The sequence below is a fragment of the Burkholderia sp. MSMB1078WGS genome (genome assembly GCF_001528895.1).
Classification (GTDB): Bacteria; Pseudomonadota; Gammaproteobacteria; order Burkholderiales; family Burkholderiaceae; genus Burkholderia.
This window is the reverse complement of the sequence record NZ_LPDI01000070.1, coordinates 67531-85127: the sequence shown is the minus strand read 5'-3', so window position 1 is coordinate 85127 and position 17597 is coordinate 67531. Positions and strand designations below refer to the sequence as shown.

The 17597-nt window shown below is 68.0% G+C and carries 16 protein-coding genes; 6 read left to right on the top strand and 10 right to left on the bottom strand.

All coding sequences use genetic code 11. The annotated features are described in order from the left end of the window. The 5 genes from WT24_RS32995 to WT24_RS17030 all read right to left on the bottom strand — a co-directional run. Nucleotides 1-155 (bottom strand): GntR family transcriptional regulator (locus tag WT24_RS32995; protein ID WP_124475946.1); only part of this gene is annotated, 155 nt, incomplete at its 3' end. Nucleotides 156-524: 369 nt separating this feature from the next. After that, nucleotides 525-773 carry a hypothetical protein gene (locus tag WT24_RS17045; protein ID WP_059502908.1) on the bottom strand — a complete coding sequence of 83 codons (249 nt, stop codon included), beginning with the start codon at nucleotides 771-773 and terminating at the stop codon, nucleotides 525-527. 34 nt (nucleotides 774-807) lie between these two features. Further along, a complete protein-coding gene (locus WT24_RS17040) occupies nucleotides 808-1263 on the bottom strand; it encodes a DUF1269 domain-containing protein (RefSeq protein WP_060035073.1) in 456 nt (151 codons plus the stop codon). 84 nt (nucleotides 1264-1347) lie between these two features. Beyond that, entirely contained in the window at nucleotides 1348-1800 is a 453-nt protein-coding gene (locus WT24_RS17035) for a phosphate-starvation-inducible protein PsiE (RefSeq protein WP_059502912.1), read from the bottom strand. Then, nucleotides 1797-2174 (bottom strand): LysR family transcriptional regulator, encoded by a 378-nt coding sequence (locus WT24_RS17030; RefSeq protein ID WP_060035071.1) that lies wholly within the window; start codon nucleotides 2172-2174, stop codon nucleotides 1797-1799. Before WT24_RS17030 ends, WT24_RS17035 begins: the two co-directional genes overlap by 4 nt. 443 nt (nucleotides 2175-2617) lie before the next feature. On the opposite strand from WT24_RS17030, the gene WT24_RS17025 reads away from it, so the two are divergent. The 5 genes from WT24_RS17025 (at nucleotide 2618) to WT24_RS17005 (ending at nucleotide 10763) form a co-directional block, all read left to right on the top strand. After that, the gene (locus WT24_RS17025; RefSeq protein WP_059789351.1) at nucleotides 2618-3667 is read left to right on the top strand and encodes a Dyp-type peroxidase; all 1050 of its coding nucleotides are present in this window, start codon (nucleotides 2618-2620) and stop codon (nucleotides 3665-3667) included. Continuing rightward, on the top strand, nucleotides 3660-4475 hold the full coding sequence (locus WT24_RS17020) for a family 1 encapsulin nanocompartment shell protein (protein ID WP_034209290.1): 816 nt from the start codon (nucleotides 3660-3662) through the stop codon (nucleotides 4473-4475). The genes WT24_RS17025 and WT24_RS17020 overlap by 8 nt, the downstream gene beginning before the upstream one ends. A gap of 104 nt (nucleotides 4476-4579) precedes the next feature. Further along, nucleotides 4580-4849: a hypothetical protein gene (locus WT24_RS17015; RefSeq protein WP_060035070.1), complete on the top strand. Its 270-nt coding sequence runs from the start codon at nucleotides 4580-4582 to the stop codon at nucleotides 4847-4849. Between the two features lie 643 nt (nucleotides 4850-5492). Then, nucleotides 5493-8360 (top strand): ATP-dependent Clp protease ATP-binding subunit, encoded by a 2868-nt coding sequence (locus WT24_RS17010; protein WP_060035068.1) that lies wholly within the window; start codon nucleotides 5493-5495, stop codon nucleotides 8358-8360. 123 nt (nucleotides 8361-8483) lie between these two features. After that, nucleotides 8484-10763: an FdhF/YdeP family oxidoreductase gene (locus WT24_RS17005; protein WP_060035066.1), complete on the top strand. Its 2280-nt coding sequence runs from the start codon at nucleotides 8484-8486 to the stop codon at nucleotides 10761-10763. Between the two features lie 96 nt (nucleotides 10764-10859). Here WT24_RS17005 and WT24_RS17000 read toward each other — a convergent pair whose 3' ends face one another. Beyond that, on the bottom strand, nucleotides 10860-12281 hold the full coding sequence (locus tag WT24_RS17000; protein ID WP_060035064.1) for a cytosine permease: 1422 nt from the start codon (nucleotides 12279-12281) through the stop codon (nucleotides 10860-10862). A gap of 383 nt (nucleotides 12282-12664) precedes the next feature. On the opposite strand from WT24_RS17000, the gene WT24_RS16995 reads away from it, so the two are divergent. Further along, complete coding sequence (locus WT24_RS16995; RefSeq protein WP_059789346.1) at nucleotides 12665-13606, top strand: LysR substrate-binding domain-containing protein; 942 nt, start codon at nucleotides 12665-12667, stop codon at nucleotides 13604-13606. 82 nt (nucleotides 13607-13688) lie between these two features. Here WT24_RS16995 and argE read toward each other — a convergent pair whose 3' ends face one another. The 4 genes from argE to WT24_RS16975 form a co-directional block, all read right to left on the bottom strand. After that, nucleotides 13689-14852 carry an acetylornithine deacetylase gene (argE, locus tag WT24_RS16990; protein ID WP_060035062.1) on the bottom strand — a complete coding sequence of 388 codons (1164 nt, stop codon included), beginning with the start codon at nucleotides 14850-14852 and terminating at the stop codon, nucleotides 13689-13691. After that, nucleotides 14845-15522 carry a DUF1028 domain-containing protein gene (locus WT24_RS16985; RefSeq protein ID WP_060035061.1) on the bottom strand — a complete coding sequence of 226 codons (678 nt, stop codon included), beginning with the start codon at nucleotides 15520-15522 and terminating at the stop codon, nucleotides 14845-14847. Before WT24_RS16985 ends, argE begins: the two co-directional genes overlap by 8 nt. 8 nt (nucleotides 15523-15530) lie before the next feature. Further along, the gene (locus WT24_RS16980) at nucleotides 15531-15968 is read right to left on the bottom strand and encodes a RidA family protein (protein ID WP_034209298.1); all 438 of its coding nucleotides are present in this window, start codon (nucleotides 15966-15968) and stop codon (nucleotides 15531-15533) included. An 83-nt stretch (nucleotides 15969-16051) separates the two neighbouring features. Further along, the gene (locus WT24_RS16975) at nucleotides 16052-17374 is read right to left on the bottom strand and encodes an NAD(P)/FAD-dependent oxidoreductase (RefSeq protein ID WP_060035059.1); all 1323 of its coding nucleotides are present in this window, start codon (nucleotides 17372-17374) and stop codon (nucleotides 16052-16054) included. Between the last annotated feature and the right edge of the window lie 223 nt (nucleotides 17375-17597).

Here is a 17597-nt window from a genome sequence, read left to right as displayed (position 1 = left end):
CTCTCCAGCAACAGATACGCATGCAGCACGGTCGTGATGCTGATCCGGTGCTGCTGGCTCGCCTGCCGCACCGACGGCACACGATCGCCGTGTCGATATACCCCTTGCCGAATGAGTCGCTCTACGTCGTTTGCAAATTTCTCGTAGAGCTTCATCCGCCTCGCCCCGCCAGCGATGAACCGGCCTGCCCCGCACGAGCGGTACGGCCACGCCGACGCATGAAGCCGGATAGCCGTCGCCGGGCGCGGGTGTCCCGGTTCGGACCTCGTCCGTTACCGAAATTGAAGGCGAATAGCAATGCGAATCTCATCAAGACAAGGTTCGGCATCCTACTGCGTCATTTCGGCGAATGTAAGTGACAGTTTGGCGAGGAAAACTCAAATCCGGCCGGCGTGGTGAACAGATGCGAACACGACGGCGCGGCCGCACCGCGGCCGGTCGCCGCGCGCACGTCATCAAGTACCGCGGGCGGAGGAGGCGCCAGCGGTGGCGCGAGGCCCGGCCATGCGCGGGCTCGCTCGCGCTCAAGCGTCGTCGACGTTGTCCGCGTAGTGGTCGATCGCGACCTTGCACTCGTCGAACACCGCCGTCAGCAGCGCGACGTCGTTCGACTCGATCCACTTGCGGATCTGCAGGAACTGGCCGGTGCCGAGATCGGCGATGCGGTCCGGATCGTCGGTCGTCACGTCGACGACCGCGATCGCGCGGTTGCCGGGCAGCGGCGACAGCGTCGCCGCGATGTCGAAGCGCCGGTACGATTGATCGATGCGCATGCAATGCTCCCGAATCGGTTCGAAAGGGGCGCGCTCAATCGAGCGCCTGGCGAAAGACCTTGCCGCCGAATCCCGTCACGACGTTGTCGACCGAGAACGGCGTGTCCTCCTTCGCTTCGAGAATGACCGCGACGCTGCCGGGCACGAGCCGCGCTGCGACCGTCTCGACGAACGCACCGTCGAGCAGCGCATTGCCGGCCGCGTGCGCGAGAATGCCTGCGCCCGCGCCGGTCGCCATGCCAGTCACCACGCCGAGCGGCCCGGCGAGCAGGCCGAGCAACCCGCCCGCGATCGCGCCGATCACGCCGCCCTTGAACGGCCGCGATTCGGCGTCGAGCACCGCGAGCTTGCCGTTCGCATCCTTCTCGACGATGACGCCGTTCTCGATGTGGAATCCTTCGTTCTTCTCCGACAGCGCGTCGAAATCGTTCGCGGCCTGCCGAGCCGTGTCGACGTCGCCGAACACGGTGACGATCAATTGCCTGGTCATGCGACACCTCGTGTGGTGGGATGAGGGTGGGGCCGCCGCGCCTCGCTCGGCGCGCCGCGGTTCGCTCCGAACGCCGTCCGCGCGTTACTTGCGGGCATGCAAGTCGTCCTCGACATCGTCGACGTCCGCCGGAAAGCGGTGCTGCCCGAAACTCAGGATCAGCACGCCCACCGCGAGCAGCACGATCCCGAAGGTCGTCATCAGCATCCGCTCGGGGCTGTCGGTCGCGCCGCGCAGGATCAGGTCGCGCGCGAGCGACGTCATCGCGATGAACAGCGGAAACCGCACCGGCAGCCGGCCGAGCCGCAGATAGCGCAGGTCCATCGCGAGCACTTCCAGATACAGGAACATCAGCAGCAGGTCGGTCAGCGACACTTCGCCCGCGAGCACGACCTTCCACGCTTCCTGCGCCATCGCGAACGCGGTCGCCAGCCCGATCACGACCAGCCCGGCCAGCTCGGCCGCGTGCAGGAAATGACCGAAGCGGCGACGAATGCGCTCGGCGGTCGTATCGGCGGATGCAGTGGACGTATTCAACGCGTTAACCGGTGCAGTGTCGTAGAGGGTGCGATCGATGCCGCGTCGCCGCGGCGAGGGGTCTCGGGTAACGGAAAGCCCGCGACGGGCTGGCCGGAAACCGTTGCGCACGCATCGGCTCCGCTCGCGCCGGTCGCCTGCGCGACCGCGGACAGCGTCCGCCGGCAACACGCGTAAAACGCGACGCCGGCATCGGTGCACACGACATCGTCGCCCGCGCGGTCCAGCAACAGCCGGCAGCCGAGATAGCGTTCGAGGCCATCGAGCCGCGCATCGACCTGCGCGACGTCGAGCTTCAGATCGGACGCCGCGCCGCGCAGCCCGCCATGCTCGACGATTGCACCGAAAATACGCATCGCTTCCAAAAGGTTCATCATGATGGCCGTCGTCGGGCGGAGCGGAACCTAATCTACTGCACGCGACACGCACGCTCAAGAGCACAGCGCCGCAGGCGCCAGGAGTACAGCTGCGCCGCCGCCGCACAAAACCCGGCCCTGTTTGATCCATTCGAATGACAGATCGTCGATACGTGTTCCAAAGACCCGCCGAAGCTGCTAGATTGCATGCTCGACGACGTTACGCGGTGCGGATGGTCCACGCGCCGGGCGAACGCGCGGCGCCACCGTCTGCCTTCCCTTCGCGCCCCGGGGGCGGCCGCCGCCGCTGCGGCCCGTTGCGCGATGCCCGCGCAACGTCCTTCATCCGCATGTCACACAGAGCACAGAGAACCGTCGCATGACACAGTTCAACCGTTCGCCTTCGCGCGCCGCGGCTGCCGCGGCCCGTCCGTCCCGACCCGACTGACCGGCAGCCCGCGATGCAGACGCCCCCTCCCCCGATCTCCCAGGCCGTTCACAGCACGATCACGCGCAGCGCGATCTTTCTCGTGGCGACGATCAATCCCGGCGCCGATCACGCCGACACGATCCGTTCGTGGTGCGGCGACATCGCCGCGCTCGTGCGCTCGGTCGGCAAGCGCGTACCGGGCGGCAATCTCACGTGCGTATGCGGCTTCGGCTCCGATGCATGGGATGCGCTGTTCGGCGAGCCGCGCCCGGCGTCGCTGCATCCGTTCCGCGAATTCGGCGCCGGCCAGCGCGTCGCGATCGCCACGCCCGGCGACATCCTGCTGCACATCCGCGCCGAAGCGATGGACCTGTGCTTCGAACTCGCGACGCAACTGCTCGGCGCGCTCGGCAGCGCGGTCACGGTCGTCGACGAAGTGCACGGCTTCCGCAATTTCGACCAGCGCGCGATGATCGGCTTCGTCGACGGCACCGAGAATCCGGAAGGCCGCGCAGCGGTCGACTTCACGGTGATCGGCGACGAGGATGCCGAATTCGCGGGCGGCAGTTACGTGCTCGTGCAGAAATACCTGCACGACATGGCCGGCTGGAACGCACTCGCGGTCGAGACGCAGGAGCGCATCATCGGCCGCACCAAGCTGTCCGACATCGAGCTCGCGCCGGACGTGAAGCCGTCGTGCTCGCACAGCTCGCTCACCACGCTCGACGAGGGCGGCCGGGAAGTGAAGATCCTGCGCGACAACATGCCGTTCGGGCGCCCGGGCGCCGGCGAATTCGGCACCTATTTCATCGGCTATGCGCGCTCGCCGGCGCCGATCGAGCAGATGCTCGAGAACATGTTCGTCGGCCGCCCGCCCGGCAACTACGACCGCCTGCTCGACTACAGCCGCGCGGTCACCGGCTCGCTGTTCTTCGTGCCGTCGGCCGATCTGCTCGAAGCGCTCGCCGATCGCGCGGCGCCGGCCGCCGGCGCCGCCCAACCGGAATCCGCGCCGTCCGCCCCGCCGCGCGACGGCTCGCTGAACATCGGCTCGCTGAAAGGAACCCCGACCTATGAATAACCTGCACCGCGAACTCGCCCCGATCTCGTCCGCCGCCTGGGAGCAAATCGAGGAGGAAGTGGCGCGCACCTTCAAACGCTCGGTGGCCGGCCGCCGCGTCGTCGACGTCGACGGCCCCGCGGGACCCGAGCTGTCGGCCGTCGGCACCGGGCACCTGCTCGACGTCGCCGCGCCGCGCGAGCACGTGAACGCGCGGCTGCGCGAGGTGCGCACGATCGTCGAGCTGACGGTGCCGTTCGAGTTGAGCCGCGACGCGATCGACAGCGTCGAGCGCGGCGCGCGCGACGCCGACTGGCAGCCGGCGAAGGAAGCCGCGCAGCGGCTCGCGTTCGCCGAAGACAACGCGATTTTCGACGGCTACCGCGCGGCCGGCATCGTCGGCATCCGCGAAGGCACGTCGAATCGCCGGCTCACGCTGCCGGCGGACGTGAGCGCCTACCCGGACGCGATCAGCGACGCGCTGGAGGCGCTGCGCCTCGCCGGCGTCGACGGCCCGTACTCGGTCGTGCTCGGGTCGGACGCGTACACCGCGCTCAGCGAAGCGCGCGACCAGGGCTATCCGGTCCTCGGCCATATCAAACGCATCGTCAGCGGCGAGATCATCTGGGCGCCGGCGATCAGCGGCGGCTGCGTGCTGTCCACGCGCGGCGGCGATTACGAGCTGCACCTCGGGGAAGACGTGTCGATCGGCTACACGAGCCATACCGACAAGGGCGTCCGCCTGTACCTGCGCGAAACGTTCACGTTCCTGATGCTGACGAGCGAGGCATCGGTGGCCGTGGCGCCGCAGGACGGCGCGGCCGCCTGAGCGCGGTTGCCGGCGCGCGATGCCCGCCCGGGCGCCGCGCGCGACTGCCGCGCTGCCGGCCGCAGGTTCGTCGCCGATCCAGCCCATCTTGCACGGAGGATGTCATGAGCGAATCGAATGACGCATTACAGGCGCTGCAAGCGTCCGTCGCTACCCTGCAGCAGAAGGTCGATGCCAACGCGGGCGGCCAGGCCGGCGATACCGCCGTGCTGTTTACCGTCGTGTCGCTGATGCTGGCCGAGCTGCCGCCCGACACGCGCAACCTGATCGAGGATTCGTTTTCCGTCTGGGCCAATGGTCTGCCGAATGCGGCGCTGTCGGCCGACGTGAAGCAGATCGCACGGCAACGGCTCGCGATGACACTGTCGGACTGATCGCGGTTCACCGCGGTTGCGCGATGTCCGGCGCGTACCGTGCACCCCGCGCTCGCCTGCGCCGGCCCCATGGCGCGCACCGGCTGCGGTGCGCGCGGGGCCGGGCGTAGCCGGTTCGCGCCCGCGCTGCGCGTCGCACTCCGGTTCGCTCGCCGCTTCACTCCCCGCTTTTCTCCCCGCTTTTCTCCTCCTTTCGCTCCCCGTTTGCCGGCTGCCGGCGCCCTGCGCGCCCATGTCGCACCGCGCCGTTCGCCCGCCGCCCTTTACCTCTTTCCCGCCGCCCTCCACCGCCGGCTGCCCGCGCCGCCGTGCGCGCGCCCGTCTGTACTCCTTGCCGCCGAATCGCGCACCCGTGTGAGGGTGCAATTCACGGCCGGTCCGGCATGGAACTGTGTCTTGGATGGCCCGCGCCGATTCGCTATTTTGAACGCAGTCGAAGCGATGCTGTGGGCTCCTCTCGGCACGCGCGCTTTCCGCCCCGACCGCGACCGTGCGCCACGCCGGCGCGCGCTGCGCGATCGCGCGGGTGCGGCACGCGCGCCGCCGCGGTGCGTGCCGTGCCTGCGCGGTCGGAGCGCGTGAGCGCCGCACCGCATCGGGCTTCACCCTTCGCCCCACCTTCACCGACAGGAGCCAGACCACCATGCCCGCACTTTGCGATATCTGTCACGCCCGGCCGGCCGTCGCGCGCGCAACCGTGATGCAGGACGGCGAGCGCAAGACGATCTCGATCTGCGATTACCACTTCCGACAGCTGATGCGGCATCAGAGCATGCTGAATCCGTTCGATTCGCTGTTGGGCGGCGGCGGACCGTCGTCGTTGTTCGGCGGCCTCGGCGACGAATCGCCGCTCGCCGCCGAGATCCCGCGCGAATCGGTCGACCCGACCGACGCATTCAGCGAACAGACGCTCGAACTGCTGCAGCGCGCGGCCGAGAAGGCGCACGAGCTGCGCCGCAGCGAGCTCGATTCCGAACACCTGCTGTACGCGCTCGCCGACACCGACGTCTGCGCCGCGCTGCTGAAGGAATTGAAGCTGTCGCCGCAGGACATCCGGTCGTACATCGACGAGCACGCGCACACCGGCACGGCCGCGCCCGATGCGCCGCTCGACAAGCTGTCGATCTCGCCGCGCGTGAAGAAGGCCGTCCAATACGCGTTCCAGGCGTCGCGCGATCTCGGCCACTCGTACATCGGCCCCGAGCACCTGCTGATCGGGCTCGCATCGGTGCCGGACAGCGTCGCCGGCACGCTGTTGAAGAAATACGGCGTGACGCCCGAGGCGCTGCGCCAGAAAGTCGTGAAGGTGGTCGGCAAGGGCGCCGAGGATGGCCGGGTCGACGCGCCGACCGGCACGCCGAACCTCGACAAGTTCGGCCGCGACCTCACCGCGATCGCGCGCCAGGGCAAGCTCGATCCGGTGCTCGGCCGCGCGCAGGAAATCGAAAGCACGATCGAGGTGCTCGCGCGCCGCAAGAAGAACAATCCGGTGCTGATCGGCGAACCGGGCGTCGGCAAGACGGCGATCGTCGAAGGGCTCGCGCAGCGGATCGTCAACGGCGACGTGCCCGAAGTGCTGCGCGACAAGCGGCTCGTCGAAGTCAACATCAACTCGATGGTGGCCGGCGCGAAGTATCGCGGCGAATTCGAGGAACGCGCGAAGCAGCTGATCGACGAAGTGACGGCGAAGCAGGACGAACTGATCCTGTTCATCGACGAGCTGCACACGATCGTCGGCGCGGGCCAGGGCGGCGGCGAAGGCGGCCTCGACATCGCGAACGTGCTGAAGCCCGCGCTCGCGCGCGGCGAGTTGAGCCTGATCGGCGCGACGACGCTCAACGAATACCAGAAGTACATCGAGAAGGACGCCGCGCTCGAGCGCCGGTTCCAGCCCGTGTTCGTGCCGGAGCCGAGCGTCGAGCAGACGATCGTGATCCTGCGCGGGCTGCGCGACAGCCTCGAGGCGCATCACCAGGTGACGTTCGCCGACGACGCGTTCGTCGCGGCCGCCGAGTTCGCCGACCGCTACATCACGTCGCGCTTCCTGCCCGACAAGGCGATCGACCTGATCGACCAGGCCGCCGCGCGCGTGCGGATCGGCGCGACGTCGCGCCCGATCGACATTCAGGAAGGCGAAGCGCAGATCGCGCAACTGAAGCGCGAGCAGGACTATGCGACCTCGCGCAAGCGCTTCGACGAAGCCAAGCAGTTCGAAGAGCAGATCAACGCGAAGCAGAAGGCCGTCGACGAGATGATGGAGGCGTGGCAGCGCAAGACCGGCTCGGAGACGCTCGAAGTGACCGTCGAATCGGTAGCCGAGGTCGTGTCGCGGCTGACCGGCATCCCCGTGTCCGAACTCACGCAGGAGGAACGCCAGAAGCTGCTGAAGATGGAAGAGCAGCTGCGCGAGCGCGTGGTCGGCCAGAGCGATGCGGTGGTCGCCGTCAGCGATGCCGTGCGGTTGTCGCGCGCGGGGCTCGGCCAGATGCACCGGCCGATCGCGACGTTCCTGTTCCTCGGGCCGACGGGCGTCGGCAAGACCGAGCTCGCGAAGGCGCTGGCCGAGACCGTGTTCGGCGACGAGCAGGCGATCATCCGCATCGACATGTCCGAATACATGGAGCGCCACGCGGTCGCGCGGCTGATCGGCGCCCCGCCCGGCTACGTCGGCTACGACGAAGGCGGCCAGCTCACCGAGCGCGTGCGACGCCGCCCGTACAGCGTGATCCTGCTCGACGAGATCGAGAAGGCGCATCCGGACGTCTACAACGTGCTGCTGCAGGTGTTCGACGACGGGCGTCTCACCGACGGCAAGGGGCGCGTGGTCGATTTCAGCAACACGATCATCATCGCGACCAGCAACCTCGGCGCGGCGATCATCATGGACAACCTCACGCAGCCGGAAGCCGCGCGCAAGACCGACAAGGCGATCCGCGAGGAACTGATGCAGGTGCTGAAGGGGCATTTCCGGCCCGAGTTCCTGAACCGGATCGACGAGGTGATCGTCTTCCATGCGCTGTCGAAGGACGACATCCGCGCGATCGTGCGGATCCAGCTCGACCGCGTGGTGCGCACGGCCGCCGCGCAGGACATCACGCTCGTGATGGGCGACTCGCTCGTCGCGCACCTGACCGAAGCCGGCTACCAGCCGGAATTCGGCGCGCGCGAACTGAAGCGCCAGATCCGGCAGACCATCGAGACGCGACTCGCGAAGGAGATCCTCGCCGACCGGCTGAAGTCGGGCGACCGGTGCGAAGTCGACTACGACAAGGACAGCGACGAAGTGAAGTTCAACAAGCTCGCCGCGCCTGAAGCGAAGGACGCCAAGGTAGCGAAAGGCACGAAGGACGCGAAGCAGGACGCCGACGGCAAGCCTGAAGCGAACGGCAAGGCCGGCAAGGCTACCAGGGCAGCCGGCGACGGGAAGCCGGACGACACGCCTGCCGACGCCCCGCCGCCCACGGCGAAGCCCGGCAAGAAGTCGTCCGGGGCGAAGAAGGACGCCCGCTAGAAAAACGCATGCCCCGCCGCCCGGGGCACGCATGACCGGCTCCGTCCGCCGGACGGAGCCGCCCCACGCCGCGACACGGCGCAACCGAGCCACCCGCACCGGGCCCGGCTATTGGAGATTCACATGACAAATCGACGCGAAGTGCCAGGCATCAGGAAATACGACGGGCCCGCCGGCGGTTGGGGCGCGCTTCGCGCGACAGCCGATGCGGTGCGCACGCAGATGGAAACCATCGAGGCGCCGATCGTGCTGATGCGGACCAACCAGCCCGACGGCTTCGACTGTCCCGGCTGCGCGTGGCCCGACAAGGAGCACAAGTCGACGTTCCAGTTCTGCGAGAACGGCGCGAAGGCCGTCACGTGGGAAGCGACGACCAAGCGCGTGACGCCCGAGTTCTTCGCGGCGAACACCGTGTCGTCGCTGCTGCGCATGTCGGACTACGAACTGGAGAACATGGGCCGGCTCACCCATCCGCTCGTCTACGACCGCGCGACCGACACGTTCCGCGCGATCGAATGGGACGACGCGTTCGCGCGCATCGGCGAAGTGCTGCGCGCGCTGCCGCCCGAGCAGGTCGAGTTCTACACGTCGGGCCGCGCGTCGAACGAAGCCGCGTACCTGTACCAGCTGTTCGCGCGCGAGCTCGGCACCAACAACTTCCCCGACTGCTCGAACATGTGCCACGAGCCGACCAGCGTCGGCCTGCCGCAGTCGATCGGCATCGGCAAGGGCACCGTGTCGCTGGAGGATTTCGACCACTGCGAGCTGATCATCTCGATCGGCCACAACCCCGGCACGAACCATCCGCGGATGATGGGCACGCTGCACGAATGCGCGCGCCGCAACGTGCCGATCATCGTGTTCAACCCGCTGCGCGAGCGCGCGCTCGAACGCTTCGCCGATCCGCAGGACATGATCGAGATGGCGTCGTTCGGCTCGACGCGAATCGCATCGACGTACTACCAGGTCGACGCGGGCGGCGACGCGGCCGCGCTGAAGGGCATCATGAAGGCGCTGCTGCGGCTCGAGGCCGAGCAAGGCAACGTGCTCGACCGCGACTTCATCGCACAGCACACCAACGGCTTCGAGGCGTTCTCGGCCGATCTCGAAGCCACGTCGTGGGACGACATCGAACGCGCGAGCGGCCTCAGCCAGGCGCAGCTCGAACAGGTCGCGCTCGCGTATGCGAAGTCGAACGCGACGATCGTCACGTACGGGATGGGCGTCACGCAGCACAACAAGGGCACGGCCACCGTGCGCCTGATCGCCGACCTCCTGCTGATGCGCGGCAACATCGGCAAGCCCGGCGCCGGCGTGTGCCCGCTGCGCGGCCATTCGAACGTGCAGGGCAACCGCACGGTCGGTATCACCGAGAAGCCGTCGGCCGAATTCCTGAAGAAGATCGAGGACGTGTGCGGCTTCACGCCACCCGCGCAGCACGGGCACGACGCGGTGCAGGCCATGCAGGCGATGATCGACGGCACCGCGAAGGCGCTGCTGTGCCTCGGCGGCAACTTCGCGGTCGCGCTGCCCGATCCCGAGCTGTCGTTCCCGGCGATGGCGAAGCTCGACCTGAGCGTGCATCTCGGCACGAAGCTGAACCGTTCGCACCTGCTGGTCGGCAAGGAAACCTTCATCCTGCCGGTGCTCGGCCGCACCGAGCTCGACATGCAGGCCACCGGCCGGCAGTCGATCACCGTCGAGGATTCGATGTCGATGGTCCATGCGTCGGCCGGCAAGCTCAAGCCCGCATCGGACCAGTTGCGCTCCGAGCCCGCGATCGTGGCCGGCATCGCGCACGCGACGCTGCCGAACAGCAAGGTCGCATGGCTCGACCTGATCGCCGACTACGATCGCATCCGCGACCTGATCGACAAGACGGTATCCGGCTTCGAGGCGTTCAACGAGCGCATTCGCACGCCGGGCGGCTTCCGCCTGCCGCTGCCGCCCACCGAGCGCGTGTGGCCGACGCCGACCGGCAAGGCGATGTTCTCGGTCTACAAGGGCGTGAAGGAGGATGCGGACGTGCTCGGCGCCGAACAGGTGCTGCGCCTGATCACGCTGCGCAGCCACGATCAGTACAACACGACGATCTACGGGCTCGACGATCGCTATCGCGGCGTGTTCGGCCGGCGCGACGTGCTGTTCATGAACGCGGCCGATCTCGAGAAGTACGGGCTCGAACACGGTGACCTCGTCGACATCGAGACGGTCACCGCGTCGGGCCGTACGCTGCGCCTCGAGAAGATCACCGCGATCGAGTACGACATCGCGCCGGGCTCGGTCGGTGCGTACTACCCGGAAGCGAACGTGCTCGTGCCGCTCGACTACATCGACAAGGAAAGCGGCACGCCGTCGTACAAGTCGGTGCCGGTGCGCGTCGTGCGCTCGGCGGTCGTGTGATGCCGCGGCAGGCGCGCGCCACGTCGCCCGCCGCGTGCCTGCCCGATTCCCGCCACCGCTCGCCGCCGCGGCGCGAGCGACGCGGCGTCCCCTTCTTCATCGTGCCGCCGTCGGCGGCATCGTCGCGCCCGTCTGCCGGCGCCGATACGCGCTGTCGCGCGTCGCGAGCCAGTAGTACAGCGGCGACGTCAGCAGCAGGCCCACGAGCCACGACAGGTCCGCGCCGCCCAGATGGGCGGGAATCGGGCCCGCGTACATCGGCGTGTTCATGAACGGAATCTGCACGACGATGCCGATCGCATACGCGAGCAGCGCCTGCGGATTGAAGCGGCCGTAGATCCCGCCGTCCGCCATGAAGATCGACTGGATGTCGTACTTGCCCTTGTGGATCACGTAGAAGTCGATCAGGTTGATCGCCGTCCACGGCACCAGCACGACCAGCAGCGCGAGCACGAGATCGACGAGGTTGCCGACGAAGTTCGTCGACGCGCCGATCGCCGCATAGCAGCATGCGACGAAGATCGCGACCGACACCACCGCGCGCGTCTTCGCGGTCGGAATCCACTTGTATGCGAACGTCTGTACCGACGTGATCACCGCGAGCACCGCGCCGTACAGGTTCAGCGCGTTGTGGCTGATCACGCTCAGCAGGAACAGCACCAGCATCAACGGGCCGAGCGGGCCGGTCGCCTGCTTGACCGCATCCATCGTGTCCGCGCCGGCCGGCACCGCGAGCACCGCGACCGCGCCGAAGACGAACGCGAGCGTCGAGCCGATCGTGCAGCCGAGATAGGTTGCCCAGAACGTCGACGCGACGCCGACGTTTTCCGGCAGATAGCGCGAATAGTCCGACACGTACGGCGCGAACGCGATCTGCCACAGCGCCGACAGCGATACCGTCGCGAGCCAGCCCGCGAAGTCGAAGCCGCCGCGCGTCAGGAAATCGGCGGTGCTCACGTGCGACAGGATCATCCAGAAGCCGACGGCGATGCCGATGCCGAGCACCCATGTGCCGATCCGGTTCAGGATGTGGATGAACCGATAGCCGACGATCCCGATCAGCCCGGAGCCCACCGCGCCGATCACGATGCCGACGGGGACTGGCACCGACGACGCGATGCCGTGCACCGACTTGCCCGCGAGCACGATGTTCGACGCGAAAAAACCGACGTACATCACGGCCGCGATCACCGTGACGAGCAGCGCGCCCCACGAGCCGAACTGCGCGCGGCTCTGGATCATCTGCGGGATCCCCATCTGCGGCCCCTGCGCCGAATGCAGCGCCATCAGCACGCCGCCGACCGCCTGGCCGACGACGATCGCGACGATGCCCCACATCAGGTTCAGGTGGAACATCTGCACGCCGAGCGCGCCGGTCACGATCGGCAGCGGCGCGATGTTGCCGCCGAACCAGAGCGTGAACAGGTCGCGCACCTTGCCGTGGCGTTCCGAGGGCGGCACATAGCCGATCGTGTGCTTCTCTATCATCGGGGACGCATTGCGTTCCGCGTTCGTCATGGTGATGTCTCCAGTCCTGCGCGGCGATGCGCGCGTGCCGTGTGCGCCGGCGCGCGTCGGGGGGCGCGCCGGCAATCGGTCCGGATACGCGAGCGCCGCCGCGCTGCGTGCACGCGGCGGCGCCGAACGAAGCGTCGCGTGCGCCGCCAGGCGGGGACGGATGACGTGTCCCGCCGGCGCCCACGCGGCCTCGTCGCGATCCAGGCTGGAGACGATGGTGCGCCATGCGCATCGGGACCGGAAAATACTAAAAATATTTCCGCGACATACGAAAAAGCTCTGCAGCGGAAATTTCGGCGTCGAAAGACTTCAGGTAAGGTGCTACGCGAATCCAACAGCATGCGCCCGCGGCGGCACGCCGGGGCCGGGCATCAGGGGTGCTTGTGGCTCACTACACTTTGCGGCAACTGAAATACTTCGTCACGACGGTCGAATCCGGCAGCGTTGCCGAGGCATCGCGTCAGCTCTTCATCGCGCAACCGTCGATTTCCAGCGCGATCAAGGGGCTGGAAGAGAGCTTCGGCGTGAAGCTGTTCATTCGCCACCACGCGCAGGGCGTGTCGCTGACGCCGAGCGGCACGCGCTTCTACCGGAAAGCGCAGGAACTGCTGCGCATCGCGCACGAGTTCGAACAGAACGCGCTCGCCGACAACGACGTGATAACCGGGCAGATCGACATCGGCTGCTTCGAGACGGTCGCGCCGCTCTACCTGCCGCAACTGATCGCGGGTTTTCGCGAGCGCTATCCGGGCGTGAACATCCGGCTGCGCGACGGCGACCAGCAGGAACTCGTGCAGGGGCTGACGTCCGGCACGTTCGATCTCGCGCTGATGTACGACCACGATCTCGACGGCACGATCGAAACCGAGCCGCTGATGCCGCCGCAGCAGCCGTACGTGCTGCTGCCGGAGCACCACCGGTTCGCGGGCCAGACGCACGTGTCGCTGCGCGACCTGTGCGTCGAGCCGATGATCCTGCTCGACGTGCAGCCGAGCCGCACGTATTTCGTCAGCCTGTTTCACGAGCTCGGGCTCACGCCGAACATCGTGTTCGGCTCGCCGTCGATCGAGATGGTGCGCGGGATGGTCGGTCGCGGCTTCGGTTTCTCGCTGCTCGTCACGCGCCCGCATTCCGAATATACGTACGACGGCCAGCGTGTCGTGACGATCGGCCTCAGCGAAACGGTCAGCCCGTCCGGGCTCGTGAGCGCACGGCTGAAGCGCGGTCAGCTCACGAAACAGGCGCAGTCGTTCGTCGATTTCTGCCGCGAGCGGCTCGCGCAGATCGTCGCGCAACCGGCGCAATCGCCGCCATCGGCTCGATAGCGGCGGCAAGGTCGACGATCGGGAACGGGATGTGGAAGACACGCGCGCCGTCGGGCGCGGCGCATGCGTGCCGGCCGCCCGTTCAGGCGGCGGACGAGAGATACGCGACCAGACGGCCCAGCATCGCGTCGCAACCATGCAGTTGCTCGAGCGTGACGAACTCGTCGGGCTTGTGCCCCTGATCCATGCTGCCCGGCCCGCACACGACGGTCGGAATGCCGGCCTGCCCGAACAGCCCGCCCTCGGTGCCGAACGCCACCGTGCCGAACGCGTCGGACCCGCTCAGCAGCGCGAGCAGGCGCGCGGCCTCGCTGTCCGGCGCGGTCGCCAGCCCCGGATACGCGCCGAGCGGCTGCAGCCGGATGTCGGTATCGGGCTGCACCGCGCGCATCCTCGGCAACAGTTCGGATTCCGCATAGTCCTGCAGCGTTCTCGGCACGTCGTGCGCATCGAAATCCGGCAGCGCACGCACCTCGAAATCGAATTCGCATTCGGCCGGCACGATGTTCAGCGCGCGGCCGCCCTTGATCAACCCCGTCTGCACGGTCGAGAACGGCGGATCGAAGCGGCCGTCGTGCCGTTCCGGCCGCGCGAGCGCCGCACCGATCTCGCCGAGCCGGCCGATCAGCTTCGCCGCATAGTCGATCGCGTTGACGCCCGACGGCGCGTAGGCCGAGTGGCACGCGGCACCCTTCACGTGGCAGCGCATCGCGAGCTTGCCCTTGTGACCGAGCACCGGCTTCAGTTCGGTCGGCTCGCCGATCAGGCACATCCGCGGACGATGTTCGCACGCGGCGAGTCGTTCAAGCATCGGCCGCACACCGAGACAGCCGACTTCCTCGTCATACGAGAACGCGAGATGCACCGGCAGGCTCAGCGGTCGCGCGGCGAACGCCGGAACGGCCGCGAGCACCGACGCAATGAAGCCCTTCATGTCGGTCGTGCCGCGGCCGTACAGCCGGCCGTCGCGCTCGGTCAGCCGGAACGGCTCGACCGTCCACGCCTGCCCGTCGACCGGCACCACGTCGGTGTGCCCCGACAGCGCGACGCCGCCGCGATCGCGCGGGCCGATCGTCGCATACAGGCTCGCCTTCGTGCGTTCCGCGTTGTAGAACAGTTCGCTCTGCACACCCCACCCGGCGAGATAGTCGTGGATGAAGCCGATCATCTCGAGATTCGAATCGCGGCTGACCGTCGCGAAGCCGATCAGCCGTTCGAGCAACGCGCGGCTCGACGGATCACTCATCGCCCGGCACTCCGTAGCTCGGCGCGGCGGTCGGGTTCAGCGCGCGTGTCTGGTAGTCCTGCATCTGCGGTCGATACGCGCGCCATAGCGCATCGAGCTGCCCGATCGGATCGGCGTCGGCCCAGTCGACGCGCAGGTCGACGATCGGCCAGGTCACGTCGCCGGCCACCTTCAACGCGGCCGAATGCACCGGGCCGGCCTCGCCGCCGGCCGCGATGGCCGCGTGCATCGCGGCCAGCAACCTGTCGGCGAGCAAGCCGGACGCCTGCTCGAAGGCCCGCACCATCGCGTCGATCACGGCGGGCGCCGCCAGCAGGTTGCCGGCCGCCACGCATTGTTCGCCCTGCACCGCGTGATGCGTGCCGAGCGCCTCCTTGCCGGTGAAGCATGCCGTCTGCCCCTGCCCGTCGATCGCCGTGACCTGCCTGTACTGGCTCCAGCCGTTCGCACTCAACGCGCGGTCGAGCGCCGCGGCAGGCGCGAGCAGGTCGTGTTCGATCAGGTCGAGAATCTGAGGCCCGAGCGCCGGCAGCGTGATGTTCTGCGTCGCGACGGCGCCGACGCCCGCGCGCACCCACGGGCAGCGCGCGCCCACCGCGATGCTCGACGAACTGATCGCGATCCCGAGCTGGCCCGTCTCCGGGCAGCGCCCGACGATGGAGAAAGTCATGTCGCCCCCTATGCGTGGCTCGGTTGCCAGTTGTCGGGAATCACCGCGATCACGTCGATCTCCATCAACCACTGCGGCTGCCCGAGCGCGGAGACGACGAGCCCCGTCGAGATCGGGTAGACACCTTTCAGCCACTTGCCGACTTCCCGGTACACGGGTTCGCGATAACGCGGGTCGATCAGGTAGGTCGTTGTCTTCACGACATGCGTGATGTCGCTACCGGCTTCCTCGAGCAACTGCTTGACGTTCTTCATCGCCTGCTCGGCCTGCGCGCGCGCGTCGCCGAGGCCGATCAGGTTGCCGTCGAAATCGGTGCCGACCTGGCCGCGCACGTAGACGGTGTTGCCGGCCCGCACGGCCTGGCACAGGTCGTTGTCGAGCGTCTGGTTCGGATAGGTATCCTTCGTGTTGAACATCCGGATACGCGTATGGGTAGGCTGGCTCATCGAGATCCTTCGAGTGTCGGTGGGGTCGCCCGCCACGCCGGAAGCCGTCGCGACGCGGCGGGATGGGTCTGTTCGTCAGGTAATCAGTTCGCCGCTTCGGCGAGCAGGCGTGTGTCGGGCCGCGCCGCTTGCGCGGCCGCGCGGCGCTGCGACGCGTCGTGATACGCGAGGTACTTGCGCTGCGTGACGATGTGATCGGCGATGTGCTTCGCGTCGTGCCACACGCCCCAGATGAAGCTGGAGCCGCGTCGCGACAGCCAAGGCAGCCCGAGGAAATAGATGCCCGGCTCCTTCGACACGCCGCGCTGGTGCTGCGGCTTGCCGTTCGGCCCGAACGCGTCGACGTTCAGCCAGCCGTAGTCGACCGCATAGCCCGTGGCCCAGACGATCGACGTGATGCCTGCGACGGCGAGATCGAGCGTGAGGATCGGATGCGTAACGCAGTCGGGGTTCGGCAGGATGCGCCGTGCGTCCGGCTCTTCCGGCAAGTCGAGGCCGTTGCGAGCCGCATACGCATCGGCCGCGTCGAGCAGCGACAGGTAGTTCTCGTCGCCGCGCGCGAGATTGGTCGCGAGATCGCGTTCGAACACGGCCACGCCGCCGTCGAACGACTTCGTCAGCCCGACCAGCGTCACGCCCTGGTTCGCGAGCGCGCGGAAATCGACCGTATGGCCGCCGCGCGCGCCGCTCACCGCGATCGTCACGTGCTCGCGGCCGGGCGTCGCGACTTCCTTGTCCCATTCGCCGAGCACGCCGAGCCACCAGCAGAAGTCGCGGCCGCGATACGCACGCGGCGGGCGATCGTGCGGCCCGACCGACAGGTAAACCTGCCGGCCCGCACGCTGCAGCTCGTCGGCGATCTGCACGCCCGACGAACCCGCGCCGACCACCAGCACCGCGCCGGCCGGAAGCTGGCCCGGGTTGCGATAGTCGGCGGAGTGAATCTGCACGACGTGCGCGTCGTCCGGCGCGATCGGCGGAATCACCGGGCGCTGGAACGGCCCCGTCGCGACCACCACGCGGTTCGCCTCGATCGTGCCGTCGGACGTCTCGACGACGAAGCCCGGCTTGCCCGTGTTGCGCACCACGTTCTTCACTTCGACGCCGGTGCGGATCGGCGCGTCGAACTTGCGCGCATACGCTTCGAAGTAGTCCGCGACCTGGTCCTTCGATGCGAACGCGTCGGGATCGAGACCGTCGAATTCGAGGCCCGGGAACCGGTCGTGCCATGCGGGGCCGTTCGCGACCAGCGAATCCCAGCGCCCGGTGCGCCAGCGTTCGGCGATACGGTCGCGCTCCAGCACGAGATGGGGCACGCCCAGCTTGCCCAGATGCTCGCTCATGGCCACGCCGGCCTGCCCGGCGCCGACGACGAGCGTATCGATTGCGGTTGTTTCGACTGCCACGGCTGTCTCCTTCTGAAGTGCGGCTCATGCGACGCGCGGGGTCGCGTGAGTGGGAATGGAGACATTCTGCTGACAGGCTGCGTGGGGCGAAACGAGGTTTTTTGTTGGTGTTGACGAGCAAAAAGCTGGGGCGGGGGCCGGTGGCGAGCGACGTGCCTGCACGCAGTCCGAAGCGGCATGCCGGCCGGGGACGGTCCGACACCTGCGTATCGGCGCCAAAAAA